General features: G+C 31.7%; 13 protein-coding genes. 3 read left to right on the top strand and 10 right to left on the bottom strand.

The window, feature by feature from the left end; genetic code table 11:
- Positions 1-46: 46 nt before the first annotated feature.
- From LOS86_RS10380 to LOS86_RS10335, 10 genes are all read right to left on the bottom strand, one after another.
- Complete coding sequence (locus LOS86_RS10380; RefSeq protein WP_374107571.1) at positions 47-1753, bottom strand: OstA-like protein; 1707 nt, start codon at positions 1751-1753, stop codon at positions 47-49.
- A 99-nt stretch (positions 1754-1852) separates the two neighbouring features.
- Positions 1853-2425: a hypothetical protein gene (locus tag LOS86_RS10375; RefSeq protein ID WP_231842036.1), complete on the bottom strand. Its 573-nt coding sequence runs from the start codon at positions 2423-2425 to the stop codon at positions 1853-1855.
- Positions 2426-2490: 65 nt separating this feature from the next.
- Positions 2491-3762: an adenylosuccinate synthase gene (locus tag LOS86_RS10370; RefSeq protein ID WP_231842035.1), complete on the bottom strand. Its 1272-nt coding sequence runs from the start codon at positions 3760-3762 to the stop codon at positions 2491-2493.
- A 79-nt stretch (positions 3763-3841) separates the two neighbouring features.
- A complete protein-coding gene (locus LOS86_RS10365) occupies positions 3842-4279 on the bottom strand; it encodes a Fur family transcriptional regulator (protein ID WP_231842034.1) in 438 nt (145 codons plus the stop codon).
- Positions 4280-4372: 93 nt separating this feature from the next.
- A complete protein-coding gene (locus LOS86_RS10360) occupies positions 4373-6592 on the bottom strand; it encodes a RelA/SpoT family protein (RefSeq protein WP_231842033.1) in 2220 nt (739 codons plus the stop codon).
- A gap of 84 nt (positions 6593-6676) precedes the next feature.
- Entirely contained in the window at positions 6677-7468 is a 792-nt protein-coding gene (locus tag LOS86_RS10355) for a TrmH family RNA methyltransferase (protein ID WP_231842032.1), read from the bottom strand.
- 62 nt (positions 7469-7530) lie between these two features.
- Positions 7531-8826: an amidohydrolase family protein gene (locus tag LOS86_RS10350; protein WP_231842031.1), complete on the bottom strand. Its 1296-nt coding sequence runs from the start codon at positions 8824-8826 to the stop codon at positions 7531-7533.
- A gap of 60 nt (positions 8827-8886) precedes the next feature.
- Positions 8887-9288, bottom strand: a complete 402-nt coding sequence (locus LOS86_RS10345) for an endonuclease domain-containing protein (protein WP_231842030.1) — start codon at positions 9286-9288, stop codon at positions 8887-8889.
- A gap of 88 nt (positions 9289-9376) precedes the next feature.
- Positions 9377-12406 (bottom strand): amidohydrolase family protein, encoded by a 3030-nt coding sequence (locus LOS86_RS10340; protein ID WP_231842029.1) that lies wholly within the window; start codon positions 12404-12406, stop codon positions 9377-9379.
- Between the two features lie 98 nt (positions 12407-12504).
- The gene (locus LOS86_RS10335; protein ID WP_231842028.1) at positions 12505-14322 is read right to left on the bottom strand and encodes a T9SS type B sorting domain-containing protein; all 1818 of its coding nucleotides are present in this window, start codon (positions 14320-14322) and stop codon (positions 12505-12507) included.
- 110 nt (positions 14323-14432) lie between these two features.
- On the opposite strand from LOS86_RS10335, the gene LOS86_RS10330 reads away from it, so the two are divergent.
- From LOS86_RS10330 to LOS86_RS10320, 3 genes are all read left to right on the top strand, one after another.
- Complete coding sequence (locus LOS86_RS10330; protein ID WP_231842027.1) at positions 14433-15413, top strand: GNAT family N-acetyltransferase; 981 nt, start codon at positions 14433-14435, stop codon at positions 15411-15413.
- A complete protein-coding gene (locus tag LOS86_RS10325) occupies positions 15410-16552 on the top strand; it encodes a DegT/DnrJ/EryC1/StrS family aminotransferase (protein WP_231842026.1) in 1143 nt (380 codons plus the stop codon). The genes LOS86_RS10330 and LOS86_RS10325 overlap by 4 nt, the downstream gene beginning before the upstream one ends.
- Before the next feature lie 66 nt (positions 16553-16618).
- Entirely contained in the window at positions 16619-17125 is a 507-nt protein-coding gene (locus LOS86_RS10320) for a DapH/DapD/GlmU-related protein (RefSeq protein WP_231842025.1), read from the top strand.
- The last annotated feature ends 15 nt before the right edge of the window (positions 17126-17140 follow it).

The raw sequence follows: 17140 nt of genomic DNA, 5'->3' as shown, positions 1-17140 counted from the left end.
CATTAGTGAAAAGTAAATAGTGATTAGTTAATTTGGCTAACTACTTCTATTTATTACTTTTTACTTTTTTTAATTCTAGTTTTTTTACTTCTAGTTTTTTATCCGATTTCTTTTCTTCTTTTTTGTTTTTAGAATCGTAATCTAACGTTTCAGGTAAAATTTGCATTGGTTGTTCTGCCTCAATAGCTTTCTTTTTAGCTTCAATTTGAATTTTATCATCTAAGGCAATTTCGTCTTCTGGAAAAATATCTTCTTTGGTTAAAATTCGTTCATCGCCACGCCATAAAAAACCTCTGAGTTTTCTTGCGTTTTCTGGAAATTCACTTTCTGGATAAATGTGACTATCGGTTTTGGTAAAGAATGTTATTGCATCAATTTTGTTTTCTTCTAATTCTAAATTGATTTTGCTGCAAACTGTTTTGTTAATTCCAATAAATTCATTAGCATCATTATACATATAATAAATAACTTCTGCATTTTTAACTACATCAACTTCTTTGAGTCTGTTTTTAAAAAATTTGCCATATAAATTTTGCCCTTTAATTTGGTTATAACCATTTTCGCTTAAACTGTCTTTTTGAATTATAAAGGCATTATTTAGGACTTTAAGTGAATCTAATTCTTCGGTTTTGTTATTTCCAATAAGATGCATAATATCACCTGTCATTTGGTTGTCATTATTCCAAAGTATTGGTCTTCCTATTAATTTTGTTAATTCAGATTTATTACTAGACCATAAGGAATCGCATTTGCCACTCATATCGGTTTTATAAAAACGTACGTTATTGAAAGCTTTTATTATTCGATCTTCTTTTGGTCCAGAAACGATAATTTTTTTACCGTGCATGTACATGGTGTCTTTTTCTACTAATGTTTTTACCAAGGCTCTTTTGGTTAAAATCATAGAGTCTTTTTTGGTTTCGGCATTTCGGTACAACTCTGCATAATGTCCAGTAGCAATTACCTTATTTATGGTATCTGTGATTTTCACATTATTGATTCCTCTGGAATAATTTTTCTTACGATCGTAGAACAAATCGTCACCTTCAATTATTTTGTTGTCAAGTGTGATTTTAGAGTTTTTAGAAAGTTTTCCTATGTTGTTTTTGGTGTCATAAAAACCATTTTCAGTATAAATGAGGTTTCCTTTATTGTTTATAGTTGAAGGACCAAAAACATAAGCATGACCAGAATTTTCGTAATAATCAAGGTTGTTTGTATTAATGGTGCTTTCTGGGTTAGTAACAGTAACTGCTGTTATAAATTTGTATTTTTTTTGGTCAACAAAATATTTTCCCGATTTACTTTTTAAGGTGTTTTCCTTATTTCGAATTGTGCCGAAAGAATTATAAAATGCTTGTTGGTTTTTTTTGTCAAAGTAAACAGTATCTGTTGTAAGTGTAGATTCTGGCGAACGTAAAATTACTTCACCCGTTGCATATGCAAGTTCTTCGTTACCATTATACTCTGCATATCGGCTGTTCATGGTAATGGTATCACCTTGATTCATTTGAACATTTCCGAATGCTTTAACGTAATTTTCGTCTTTAAAATGATAGGCTTTATTACAAGTCATTTTCACCCCATTGTGAATTATCTTAACATTTCCAGTAAAGACAATTGCTCCAGGGATTTCTGTCTGATTCATATCAACGAAATCTGAGTTTTCAATGATAATTTTTTTCTTCTCTTGCGCTAACGATAAAGTTACCGTTAACAATAAAAAGGCGATATATAAAAATGTGTTTTTCAAGTCGGATTTATTTTGAGCCAAATTTAAGTAAAAACTCGAAAAGCGACTGATAATTAAGAATATTTTATCACTTTAAAGTATTTGAAAATTTGTTTATTGTTAAAGAATTATTAACCAATAAGCATTTTCAGGTTGGAAAACTCCTACACCTGGTGTGTAAAGAACAAACCCTATTTTTCCGTTATTGTCTAAGCAGTCATTGGTAACTTGAAGATTTTTAACTGCATTCCAAACACTCGAGTAATCAAAGTTTGTGTATCCTTCATAAGCTAATATTTCTGCAGTTGGTAAGAAATATTCAATTTCATTAAAATCGATGGTAGGATTTAATGTAGTAGTTTCATAATCAGATGAATCGAATTCTAATGGCAGATCATAAGAACCTCCCATCCATCCGATAGGACCATCAAAAATAACTTCGTTAGTAGGAATATATTTTAAAGTATAATTGCCAAAATCACTCGGAGCTACATAAGTTTCTTCAATAGGTAAAGTGTTTGTCATAGCAATGTTGTTAAATTCAAAGCTATTTCCTCCTTCAAAAGTATGGGTTAAAAAATCAACTTTTAATAGCGTTAAATTTCTATTTGGATTTTGCTGAACCGAATCATTAATATCATTTGAGCATGATGCAAAAATAAGTAACAAAAATAAAGCAGCTATTTTTTTCATAAGTTTAAAATTTGATTTCATTAAAGATAAAAAAAACGCTTTCAATTGAAAGCGTTTTTTAAGTCTTATTTTGTTATCGTTTGTTTTCTGTCTGGTCCAACTGAAATTACTTTAATTGGAACTTCTACTTCTTTTTCGATAAATTCGATATATTCTTTTAATTCTTGAGGTAATTCATCATACGTTGTCATACCTGTTAAATCTGCTTTCCAACCTTTCATTTCGGTTAAAATTGGAGTAACATTTTCTGGTTCAATGTTATAAGGTAAATGTTGAATTGCTTGTCCTTTATAATTGTATCCTGTACAAACTTGTAACGTATCAAATCCAGAAAGTACGTCGCCTTTCATCATGTATAATTGTGTTACACCATTAACTTGAACCGCATATTTTAAAGCCACTAAATCTAACCACCCACAACGACGCGCACGTCCTGTTACTGAACCAAATTCGTTTCCTACTTTTGCCATAGTTTGTCCAGCTTCTTCAAAATCTTCTGTTGGGAAAGGTCCGCTACCTACACGTGTGGTGTATGCTTTGAAAATTCCGAAAACGTCCTTTACTTTGTTTGGTGCAATTCCTAAACCAGTACAAGCTCCAGCAGCTGTTGTATTTGATGAAGTTACAAAAGGGTATGTTCCAAAATCAACATCTAGTAAAGAACCTTGCGCTCCTTCAGCTAAGATTGATTTTCCTTCTTTTAAGGCTTTGTTTAAGTATTCTTCACTATCAATAAAAGTTAATTTTTTTAAGTCTTCAATAGCAGTGAAAAACTCATCTTCCATTTCTTTTAAGTTATACTGTAATTCTACATCGTAAAACTTAATCATAGCTTCATGCTTATCTGCTAATGCTCTATATCTTTCTTTAAAATCTTCTAATTCGATATCGCCCACTCTAAGTCCATTTCTACCAGTTTTATCCATGTAAGTTGGACCAATTCCTTTTAATGTAGAACCGATTTTAGCTTTTCCTTTTGAAGCTTCAGAAGCAGCGTCAAGTAAACGGTGTGTTGGTAAAATTAAGTGGGCTTTTCTTGAAATGAATAATTTAGCAGTAACATCCATATTGAATTTTGCTAACCCTTCAATTTCTTTTTGGAAAACTACTGGGTCAATTACCACTCCATTTCCAATGATATTGATTGCATTTTTATGGAAAATTCCAGAAGGAATCGTTCTTAAAACGTGTTTGATTCCGTCAAATTCTAGAGTGTGTCCCGCATTTGGTCCACCTTGAAAACGGGCAATAATATCATATTTTGAGGTTAGAACGTCAACGATTTTCCCTTTTCCTTCGTCGCCCCATTGTAATCCAAGTAGTAAATCTACAGTCATTGTGTTGTTGTTTGTTGTTATTTGTACAGACAAGTCAGTGGATTGTCTGTACGGGTTATATTAATTTTTGAATAGTCAATTATTGTTGTTTTTTTGTTCCGTAGAAGTAAAGTGAATGGTTTTGAATTTCAATCCCAAACATTTCCTCCATGGTTTGTTTTATTTGTTGAATTCTAGGGTCACAAAATTCTATAACTTCACCAGAATCTGTTAGAATAATATGATCGTGTTGTTTGTCAAAATAAGATTTTTCATAATGTGCCTGATTTTGACCAAATTGATGACGACGCACTAAACCACACTCTAATAAAAGCTCAATAGTATTGTAAAGGGTTGCTCTACTTACTCTGTAATTTTTATTTTTCATTTTGATATATAAAGATTCAATATCAAAATGCTCAGCAGTATTGTAAATTTCTTGAAGAATAGCAAATCTTTCTGGTGTTTTGCGATGCGCTTTTTCTTCTAAATACTTTGTAAAAACATTTTTTACAATTTCTTGATTTTTATTTTCCATCGATTTATTAATCAAATTGTGGCAAAGATAGTGTTATTTTTATTTAATGTAAGTTGCAAAATATAATTGTACTCCATTATTTATTAACTTTTGTTAATTATTATAAACACGTGTTACTTTGTCAATTCCGTCTACCTTTTTAATATTATCAATTAGTTTTTTTAGAATGGTATTGTTTTGAACTACTACAGTAACTTGTCCATTAAAAATGCCAGCTTCACTACTTAATGAGATGCTTTGAATGTTAACATTCATTTGGCTTGATATAACTTTAGTAAGATTATTTGTTAATCCTAAAATGTCCATTCCTTTAATTTTTAGGATTGCTTTAAACTCTTCTTGAGAAGAATCTATCCATTTTGCCTGAATTATTCTGTATGCATAATTTGATTGCATGCTAATTGCATTTGGACAATCTTTTCGATGCACTTTAATTCCGTCATTAATAGAGACAAAACCAAACACATCATCGCCCGGAATTGGATTGCAACATGTAGAAAGTTTATAGTCTAATTTATCTTGTTCTGCACCAAATACAAGTAAGTCAAATTTTTTACTTATTTCGTTTTTATAAATCTGATCAGGTTGAGCAGAAGGGGAACGTTTAATTGTTTTCTTGAAGAAATTAACAAGTGTATTGCTTTTTTGAGCCGCGTAATCTTTTAATTGTTGGTTTTCAATTGCGCCAATTCCGGCTCTATAAAATAAATCGAGACTGGTTTGTAGTTTAAAGAAATTTACAAGTTCATTTGTAGTATTTTCATTTAATGTAATTTTTAAATGTTTTAATTTTCTTGAAATAATTTCTTTTCCTTCTTCTGCAATTTTTTTAGTATTTTCATTTAATACGTTTTTAATCTTATTTTTTGCACGAGAAGTAGTAACATAATCAAGCCATTGAGAAGTTGGTTTTTGATTAACAGAGGTAATAATTTCTACTTGATCACCACTGTTCAAAACATGATTTAAGGGAACTAATTTTCCATTTACTCTGGTTCCTCTTGTTTTTACACCAATTTCAGAGTGTATACTAAAAGCAAAATCTAAAGATGTAGCTCCTTTAGGAAGTGATTTAATTTCTCCTTTAGGGGTAAAGACATAGATTTCTTTAGAATATAAATTTAATTTAAAATCTTCAACAAAGTCAACTGCATTAGCTGTTGAATTTTCAAGCGCTTCTTTTAATTGATTCAGCCAAATTTCTAGTCCGTGTTCTTCGGTAGCGCCATTTTTGTATTTGTAGTGAGCTGCATATCCTTTCTCAGCTATTTCATCCATGCGTTCACTTCGAACTTGAATTTCTACCCAGCGCCCTTTTGGACCCATTACAGTAATATGGAGAGCTTCATAACCTGTTGATTTTGGCGAAGAAATCCAATCTCTTAATCGGCTAGGAGAAGGTCTATAATGGTCAGTAACAAGAGAATAAATTTTCCAGGCAAGAAACTTTTCATCATGTTGTTCCGCTTTGTAGATGATTCGGAGTGCAAATTTATCATACACTTCATCAAAGGTAACTCCCTGAGCTTTCATCTTTCTTCTGATGGAATAGATCGACTTTGGTCTCCCTTTGATTGTAAATTCAATACCTTCATCAACTAGCGATTTGCTTAATACATCTGAAATAGTTTTGATATAAGCATCTTGTTCTTCTTTAGTTTCTTTTATTTTGCTAACAATATCGTTGTAAATTTCAGGTTCAGTATACTTCAAACCTAAATCTTCAAGTTGGGTTTTAATGTTGTAAAGTCCTAATCGATGTGCTAAAGGAGCATAAATATAAAGTGTTTCGGAAGCAATTTTGGCTTGTTTATAATCCGCCATACTTTCCATTGTTTGCATGTTGTGTAATCTGTCGGCAATTTTGATTAAAATTACTCTTACATCATCATTTAAGGTTAACAACATTTTACGGAAATTTTCCGCTTGAACAGAAATTTCTTGATCCGTTTTTACTTTAGCAATTTTGGTTAATCCCTCAACTAACTGAGCAATTTTAGGATTAAACATTTTTTCAATGTCTTGAACGGTGATTTCGGTATCTTCTACCACATCATGCATTAATGCTGCTGCGATAGAAGTAGCTCCTAAACCAATATCTCTAGCTACAATTTTAGCAACAGCAATAGGATGAAATATATAGGCTTCACCCGATTTTCTTCTTTGGTCTTTATGAGCATCAACAGCTACATCAAATGCCTTTCGAATGATTTTTTTATCTTCATCTGTAAGGGTTTGATAACTAATGCGAAGTAATTCTTTATATTCTTGCGCTATGGCTTTATTTTCGGCTTCTAATTCTAACTCTGTCATAGTTTTACTTTAACTAACGAAAAGTAAGCTAATTTTTCTAATTGTGCAAATCTAGAAAATAGAAAAAAGAGAAAAGAAGAAAGTCTAAAATCCGCGTTGTCTTTTGGCTTCAAATAGTAGAATAGCGGCTGCAACCGAAACATTCATTGAGTCAATTTCACCTTGCATAGGAATGATAATGTTTTTAGTGCTTTCGGTTCGCCATTTTTCTGATAAACCAGTAGCTTCAGTTCCTACAACTAAAGCAGTTGGAGTGGTGTAGTTTTGGGTGTGATATTCTGTTGAATCTTGTAATGTAGCCGAGTAAATATTAATGTTGTTTCCTTTCAAGTAAGCAATAACTTCTTCGGTAGTTCCAACGGCTATTTGTCGAGTAAATAAACAACCTACACTTGAGCGAACAATGTTTGGATTGTATAAGTCACTTTTTGGATTAGCAATGATAACAGCATCAATATTGGCGGCATCAGCTGTTCTTAAAATAGCACCTACGTTTCCTGGTTTTTCCAAAGATTCACCAACTAAAATTAAAGGATTTTTAGATAGTTTTAAATCGGATAAAGCTAAGGATTTGGTTTTGGCAATAGCTAAAATACCTTCAGTTGTATCGCGATACGCTAATTTTTGATAGACTTCTTTTGAGATTTCGATAATCTCGACTTCGCTCGATTTGACAAAGTTTTTTATTTCTCTATCCGAGATGATTTCAGGTAAAAATAGAATAGTTTCCAATTTATAACCACCTTTTAGCGCCAATTCAATTTCGCGTTTTCCTTCAATTAAAAAAGTGCCTGTTTGCTTACGAACTTTTGCTTTTTCCTGTAATTGAACTAACGATTTAATAAACGGATTTTGAACCGAGGTGATTTGTTTCATGAATTTGAAATTAAGTGGCAAAAATACAAAAAAGCCTCTCATTTACTGAAAGGCTTTTGGTCTTATTTTTTTTGTTGTTCGAATTTTCCTTTGTATCGTTCATACAATTCGGTGTGGTGACTTTCTAAACTAATTTGTCGTCCATCGATAAAAGCAAAAGAAATAACATTGCTTTTCATGTCTAAAGCATCTCCTTCTGATATGAATAACGTAGCACTTTTACCAGCTTCTAATGTTCCGTATTGATTGTCGATTCCTAAAATCTTAGCGGAATTTCCTGTAATCAATTGTAATGCTTGTTCTTTAGATAATCCCCAAGCAGCACAAGTTCCAGCATAAAATGGAAGATTTCTAGTTTGCATACGTTCCATATCACCTGCATTTTGTAAACCTACCAAAACTCCAGCATCAACTAATAATTTAGCATTTTTGTAGGGTAGATTTACATCTTCGTCTTCTAATAATGGTAAATCGTGAACGCGTTTTAATAATACGCCAACTTCATTTTCTTTAAGTAAATTAGCTACTTTAAAGGCGTAATATCCACCCACAATTACCATTTTTTTAATGTTGTTTTTCTTTTTGAATAAAACGGCATCAATGATTTCTTTTTCACCATTTGCATTTACAAACAAGGTTTTTTTACCTGATTGTACTCCTTTCATAGCTTCGTAAGGAATATCTTTTTTAGCATTTTTACTTCCCAAATATGCAAAAGCATTTTCAAAATAGTCTTGAATCGCTTTTACTTGAGGTTCGTAATTTTTGTTCATTTCAATTCCACCTGGTTCTGCCCACCAACCCGCTCTTGAATAACTTCTTGGCCAGTTTAAGTGAATTCCATCATCAGTTTTAATTGAAGCGTCTTCCCAGTTCCAAGCATCTAATTGAACAATTGATGAAGTACCAGCAATTCTTCCACCCCTTGGTGTAATTTGGGCTAATAAAACACCGTTTGGGCGTGTAGTTTCTACTAATTTTGATTCAGCATTATACGCAATAATACTTCTTACGTGTGGATTGAACTCTCCAATTTCACTTTCGTCATCCGAAGCTCTAACGGCATCAATTTCAACTAAACCTAAAGTTGAATTGGGAGCAATAAATCCTGGGTAAACATGTTTTCCTGAAGCATCAATCACAATATCGTGTTTGGCTGGTTTCATTACTCTAGCATCGCCGATGTTAGCGATTTTTCCATCAATAATCGAAATTAAACTATTTTCAATGACTTGTCCGTTTCCTAAATGCGCTTTAGCACCTAAGATTAATATGGATTTACTTTGTTTTGGCGCTGGCGTTTGTTGGGCAAAGCCTAACAAAGAAATTATACAAAGAATGAATGTTATTTTTTTCATTTATAAATTTTTTAAAATTTTATCAAAATATTCAAAAACTAACTAAGATTTACTCTGAACTTAATTAGTAGGATTGTCCCCTTGAGGGGACTTTAGGGGTGTTTTTAGTCTTTCGATTTCTTTTTCTATAGATAATAAAACAGAAAATAAGTTTTGCTTTACATCAATATCACTAAAACGTAAAAAATGTACTCCTAATTTTTCTAATTCGCCTTGTCTGAATTTATCATATTCATATTTGTAAAGATGGCTGTCACCATCAATTTCAATAGCTAACCTTAACTCATGGCAATAAAAATCAACGATATAATCTAACATAGGGACCTGTCTGTGAAATTGAAAATCATAACCTTTCATCTTTATATTTTGCCAAAGAATCACTTCGCTAAGTGTGCTGTTTTTTCTTAGCTCTCTTGCGAAATCTTTCAAATGTGACTTGTATGGAATGATTTTGTTTTTCATGATTTTTACACCCCTAAAGTCCCCTCAAGGGGACAATTGTTCGATTGATTTATTTCCTTTTACTTTTTCATCAGAAATAATCGTTTTGTTAATTGTATTTATAATGAGACTCTTTGCAATATTCTCCTAAAGTATCACAGTGGTAGTGACCGTTTTCTTTTTTCTTAGGTAATTGCGTTTTCATTCCTTTGTTTTTAGCGTCTAACATTAAATTGATTAATTCAGCTCTTTCTTTTTGAATCAATGCTAAAGTTTCCGTTTCTTTTTCTAAATCGTAGAAAATGATTCCGTCTACTAAAGTTTTTTCTGCTCTTGTGTAAATTGATAATGGACTATCTGACCAAAGTACGACATCAGCATCTTTTCCTACTTTTATACTTCCCACTTTGTTATCCACTTGGAGAATTTTTGCTGGATTTAAGGTTACGAAATTCCAAGCTTCTTCTTCCGTTACGTTTCCATATTTTACTGTTTTTGCTGCTTCTTGATTTAAACGACGTGACATTTCAGCATCATCTGAATTGATAGATACTTTAACACCTTCGTTCATCATAATCGCTGCATTGTATGGTATGGCATCATTAACTTCATATTTGTAAGCCCACCAATCTGCAAATGTAGAACCCGCAACGCCGTGAGCCGACATCTTATCCGCTAATTTGTATCCTTCTAAAATGTGTGTGAAAGTTTGAATTTTGAAGCCATAACGTTCTGCAAATTTCATTAACATATTGATCTCTGATTGTACATAAGAGTGACACGTAATGAATCGCTTTTTAGCTAAAATTTCATTAATTACTTCCATTTCAATATCAAATCTTGGCATTACTTTGTTTTTGCCTTTACCCGATTTGTAAGCATCCCACTCGTTTTTATATTCGATTGCTCTTGTGAAATAGTCTTCATACACTTGTTCTACTCCCATACGAGATTGTGGAAAACGATTACGAGCAAAATCACCCCAATTCGATTGTTTTACATTTTCTCCTAATGCAAATTTGATGTATTTAGGAGCGTCTTTTACTAACATTTCATCTGGAGAATAACCCCATTTTAATTTGATGAATGCCGCACGACCACCAATAGGATTTGCAGAACCATGTAATAAGTTAGCCGAAGTAACACCACCTGCTAAATTTCTGTAAATATTAATATCATCTGAATTTACCACATCCTCAATAGTAACTTCTGCTGATGAATTTTGACCACCTTCGTTAACTCCATTTGAAATGGCAATGTGAGAATGTTCGTCAATGATTCCTGCAGTTAAATGTTTACCGCTTCCATCGATTACTTTTGCCCCGGTTGATGGTAAGTTTTTACCAATTTTTGCAATTTTTCCGTTTTGGATTAAAACATCTGTTTCTTTTAAGTTTCCTTCTTTTTCTCCAGTCCAAACGGTTACATTTTTGAAAAGAATTGTTTCTTGTATTGGTTTTTCCGTAGTTCCAAATGAAACATTTGGATAGGTTACGGCATACATTGATGGTACTTTTGGTTCGTCTTTTTTACCGTCTTTCTTTTTATCTTCTTTAACTTCTGTAGCTCTTTTAGTCGCTGTCCAAGTTGTTTCGTTTCCATTTTCTAAAACGGCTTTTCCTTGCATCATTTCTTTTACAAAAGTTCCAGAAAGTCTAACGAAGTTTGCTTTTGTAGTATCTTGATTTTTGATGACTAAATTCACCCAAGGATCGTTGAATTGAATTTTTGTTCCAAAGTTGATACTGTCCTTAACCGCTTTAGCTTCAAATTTTGAAGTTTCGCCTTCGATTTTTAATTCGAATTTGTGATTATCAAATACTAAATCATAAGTTCCTCTTATATCGGTAGGATTAATTTTATCGATAATGTTTCGATTTCCTTGCACCCAGTTTTCTAAGATGTTGCTTTTATCTTCAAAAATATCTCCGGAAACAATGATGAAGTTGGCTAATTTTCCTTTAGAAATAGAACCTACTTTATCAAATTGATTAACCAATTTTGCAGGATTTTCTGTTAATGCTAATAGTGCTTTTTCTTTTGGTAAGCCATAAGTTACCGCTTTTCTTAAGTTGGATAAAAAGGATTTTGTATCTTTTAAATCTGTAGTAGAAATTACAAAAGGAACATTGTTTTCTTCTAAAATTTTCAAGTTGAAAGGTGCTTGATTCCAGAATTTCATATCGCTCAAACTTACTTGTTGTGCTAAGTAAGGGTCTGAAACATCATAAGCATCTGGGAAGTTTAATGGAATGATGAACGTTGCTCCCGTTTTTTTGATTTCGTTTATGCGTTCAAATTCGTTTCCACTTCCTTTGATTAGGTATTTTACTCCGAATTCATCACCTAATTTATCTGCTCGTAATGCGTTTAGTTTATCACCAGCGTTAAAGATTTGCAATAAAGATTTGTTCGCATTGAAAGCTTCTAAAGATAAGTCTTTATTAGTTGCATTTCCTTGTGCATACCATTTTGCATCATGAAATACTTGACGAATTAACGCCATACTTCCCATTAAAGAAGAAGGATAACTTTGTTTAGTAAATTTACTTCTGCTAAATGTGAAATGTTGTGAAACTTTGTCTTTTAACATTCTATCTGCATTAGAACCAAAATCGTTTAATGTCCATAATAAACCTGTTCCAGCAATTACACCATCGTTATGATGACTCAAAACAGTTCCGAAACCAGCTTCTCTTAAACCTCCAGCGGCTTTTGAATCATAATTTAAGTTTTCATACGCATTGTATTCTGGCTTAATATGATCATTCCAATAATAACCTTCACGATTGGTATCGTATTGTGGTGTGAAATTTCCATTAGGTCTTGGATTTGGTTTGTTGATTCCAAATTCACTATACAATTCAATAAAAGATGGATATATAGTTTTACCTGTGGCGTCAATAATATTGGCTCCTTTTGGAATGTTGACAGAAGTGCCTACTTCCACAATTTTGTTTTCTTTGATTAACAGCGTGGCTTTTTCAATTTTTTGCGTAGCTGATACATAAATGGTGGCATTTGTAAACGCAGTGTAGTTTTTAAAGCTTTGTTTTACACCATCATTTTTAGGAAAATATTCTTGTGCTTGACTGCTAATTGTAAGCCAGAATACTAACAATAACGATAAGTATCTCATGATTTTTAGTTTTTGTAAAGGCTAAAGATAAAAATTATCTCTGATTTTAATATTCAGGAAAACGTATTTAATAAATTTTAACTTTTGTTTGTTAAGTTTTATCGGTTTAAATAAAGATAACCTGTAAGCGGTTCTGGATAATTTGGATCATTTAAATAAAGGATGTAATAGTACGTTCCATCAGGAGCTAAAGTAGTTCCAACGCCATCTTCAACATACCCATCCCAATCAGGTTTGTTGTTATTTCCTGTCCATAAATGTTTTCCCCAACGATTGTAAATCAACAATTCAAAATTCACAAAAACATCTCGAAGTCCATCAATAAAAAAAGTGTCATTTGAAAAGTCATTATTAGGAGAAACTGCATTATAAACTGTTGGAGGACAATTTTCAGTTAATAACAAAAAAGAAGTGATTGAGAAACATCCATTATCTATTCGTACAAAAATTTCTTTTGGTGTTGTAATGGCTTCGTAATTTGAAATAGTAGTTATGGGATTGCTATTTTGTACAGCATCATTATAACTTTCATGAAATGTAACGATATGACTTGGGTCTGTTTTTACAATTTCGGAATAGTTTGAAAAATCAAAAATACCGCGAGTTAACCCTAAATTACAAGTTGTTAATGGCTCTAAATTGTTAAAAGTTGGAGATACAATTAATTCTATTGCTATTTGGAATGAATTATTGGTTTCGATTAATTCGGGTTGAATTCCGGTTCCATTTCCTGAATCATCAACATTTGCGGTTAAGTTGAAATTTAAAGGAATTGTATTTGGAATAGTAAGTGTTATAGTTCCAATTTCGCTTCCTCCAATCGGAATGATGTTTTGCGTAAAAATGGTAGTTATAGGTTGAGCGTCAGCATAAAAAGTTATTGGAGTGCCAGCATTTAAAACTTCAGTACTATTAAAATTAGACACAATATAATCAATAGTAATTTCTCTAGAATTACAATTGATTATTGGATTTTCAAGTACAATTGTAGCATCTGGAAGTTGGCTGTTAAGTTTGGTTACAACGGTGTTTAACATCACATAATCTTGTCCTGATTGTAACGATACCGTTGCGGATGTTGTACCTGGAACAATATAATTTTCAATCGAATACACATCTAAATCCATGTTGTATAGATTGGAAGAATTCGTCTCAGTATTCGTCCCATTAAAAGCATTGTTACTAGGGTTTAATGGATTACTAAGAATATTTGTTGTTCCATTTGCGGAAAAACTCAAACGCTCGCTTTCTTGAATAAAACGGTCGCCTTCCCAAGCAATGAAACCTATTTTGGCACCCGTATTACTAATTAAATACAGATTATCAAGTTGTATTGTCATGTAATCAATAATACCTAATGGGCGATTAGGAGATAATGCTTCTAATCCTTGATAAATGTTTAATTGGTTTAATGTTAAATTAGGGTTTTCGTAAACCACTAATATGGCCCATCCTGCAAAATGTGTTGCGTTTGAAATATAGGTGGAAACATAGCTGTTTAAATCAAAATCGGAAATTGTATAAACACCATTTCCAGTAGATTGTACAAAAGTTGTGATATCTTTAAAAGCACTGAAATAGGTAAAATTATTAGCGGTTCCTACTACATTACTTAGTATATCAGGAGTAAAATCAACACCATTAAGTTTTATATTGGTGTCACCAGGTCCACTTCCAGCCCAATATAAATAAGCTCTTTCAATTCTATCATCAGGAGAAAGATTTAAAGTAGCAGAGGAAGAGGTAAATAAAAATGTTGGTGAAAAATTTGTATTTTCAGACGGATTTAGAGTATTTCCAATGAAAGTAAAATCATAACGGCCATTGATTTGGGTGTATAATGAAATATCCTGAGCTTTTAATAAAACAGGGAATAATTGTAGTAAAAAAAAGAAAGAAAGTAATTTTTTTAACATGTTGATTTTGTGAAAATTTGGTTCTAATTTAATATAAATTTTTTAAAAATTAGAATAAAGAAATCAGATGCCATAAAAATTTAGTAATTTTCCGCAATAAAAGTTAATTTTTGAAAAACTATCAAGTAAAAAAATACAGTTCGGAATTCTATTTTTTGTGGAATGAATTTGTAGCAAAATCTAAAAATGCTACTTTTTTATTTCACCGAGATTTTATGGAATATCATCAAGATCGTTTTGAAGATTTTTCTTTATTGGTTTTTGATGATTCGGAACAATTAATAGCATTATTGCCAGCAAATAGACAAGAAGATACTCTTTTTTCACATCAAGGATTGACTTATGGAGGTATAATTCTTCAAGAAAAAACAAAACTTTCTGATTGTATTTTCATCGCAAAGTCAATTTTTGAATTTTTGAAAACATGCGGTTGTAACAAGATGATTTTCAAAGAAATTCCTGCCATATATCATAAAATGCCATCCGATGAATTGCGTTATTTGATGTTTTTGATGAGGGGTAATTTGATCCGAAGAGATGTTTTGACGGTTTTGGATATGTCGTCTTCATTTTCTTTTTCACGAGATCGAAAAAACGGAATCAAACGAGGCATAAAAAATAATTTAGTAGTAAGAGAAGAAGCAAATTTTGAATCGTTTTGGACCGAAATTTTAATTCCTAATTTAGCTGAAAAACATCAAGCTAAACCTGTTCATTCATTACAAGAAATTCAATATTTGCATTCTAAATTTCCAGAAAATATAAGACAATTTAACGTGTATCAAAACGATACAATTGTTGCTGGAACCACTATTTTTGAATCCAATTTTGTAGCGCATTCGCAATATATTTCTGGTAATTCAGATAAAAACGAATTAGGAAGTTTAGATTTTTTACACGATTATTTAATTTCCAACGTTTTTAAAAACAAAAAATATTTCGATTTTGGAATTTCTAATGAAAATCACGGTAAAAATATCAATGAAGGGTTATTGTATTGGAAAGAAAGCTTTGGTGCAAAAAGTATAACCCAAGACTTTTACGAACTAGAAATTAATAATTACATCCTGTTAGATAACGTTTTATTATGATACATTTCCTCAATTTAAAAAAAATTAACCAACCTTTTGAATTTGCTTTTCAAGATAAGATGAAGCAATTTTTAGAGGGAGGTTGGTATATTTTAGGAAATGAAGTTAAGCAATTTGAAAAAGATTTTGCTTCTTATTGTGGTTCTAAATATTGTATTGGTGTTGGGAATGGATTAGATGCTTTAGTGCTCATTTTCAAAGCCTACATACATTTAGGGAAATTACAAAAAGGAGATGAAGTTATTGTTCCTGCTAACACTTATATTGCAAGTATTTTAGCAGTTTTGCAAGCAGATTTGATTCCTGTTTTAGTCGAACCTAGATTGGAAACGTACAACATTAATCCGGAAGAAATTGAAGCCAAAATATCTTCCAAAACCAAAGCTATTTTACCAGTTCATCTTTACGGTCAATTATGCGAAATGAAAGCTATAAACGAAATTGCTCAAAAACATAATTTACTAGTTATTGAAGATGCAGCGCAATCACATGGTGCAAGATTTAGTGTTCAGTGTTCATTAAAAAGTGTTCAGTCTGAGTTATCTGATGAGGCTCATCCATCACCCAACACCCATCACCCAACTGCCTATAGTTTTTATCCGGGTAAAAATTTAGGTGCTTTAGGTGATGGAGGTGCAATCACTACTAACGATGATGCATTGGCAGAAGTTTTGTTTTCTTTGCGAAATTATGGTTCGAAAGTAAAATATGAGAATGAAATTTTAGGTGTAAATTCTAGATTAGATGAGCTACAAGCGGCTTTTTTGAATATTAAGTTAAAGCATTTAGAAGCTGAAAATGAATTTCGAAGAAGAGTAGCAAAACAATATCTTTCTGAAATTAAAAATGATAAAATTACATTGCCTTATTGGGATTTGTCTAATAATCATGTGTTTCATTTGTTTGTCATTCGTACTTCAAACCGAAATCATTTACAAGATTATTTAAAAGAGAACGGAATTGAAACCATGATACATTATCCTATTCCACCTCACAAACAAAAAGCATTGTCTAATTGGAATAATTTATCTTTTCCAATCACTGAAAAAATTCATGATGAAGTGTTGAGTATTCCATTGAATTCGGGATTGACAGTTTCCGAAATTCAACATATCATAACTGTTTTAAATAAGTATTAAATGGGTATATTGAGTTTATTTAAAAAAATAGTTTTTGTCAAATGTAGGATTTGGAAATACAATATTTTGTCTGAATGTCAAAATGTTATCGGAAATCCTATTAAACATCAACCTTTACTCTTAATAGGTAAAGGAAAGATTTCTTTTGGCTCAAATTGTAAGTTTGGATATAAAGAATCACCCCAATTTTATGCTACATACACCTATGTTGAAGCTAGAAATCCTGATGCAAAAATTGTTTTTGGGAATAACAATTATTTTAACAATAACTGTTCAATTGAAGCAATTCATTCAATTGAATTTGGGAATGATGTCTTAGTGGGAGTAAATTGTTCATTTATTGATAATGATGGTCACAATTTAGCAGTGGATAAAAGAAAAAAGGGTATTCCAAATAGTGCTCCAATAAAAATAGGAAATAATGTTTTCATTGGAGATAATGTGACTATTTTAAAAGGAGTTATAATAGGTGATAATGCTGTAATTGGAAATGGAAGTATTGTAACAAAATCGATTCCTTCTAATGTTATAGCCGCTGGAAATCCGGCGAATGTTATAAAAGAATTACAATAAATTGCTAAGGCCAAA

Origin of the sequence: Flavobacterium cyclinae (assembly GCF_021172145.1) — a bacterium.
Taxonomy (GTDB): Bacteria; Bacteroidota; Bacteroidia; order Flavobacteriales; family Flavobacteriaceae; genus Flavobacterium; species Flavobacterium cyclinae.
Note: the sequence above shows the minus strand (reverse complement) of the source record. Positions and strands in the feature narration are given on the sequence as shown.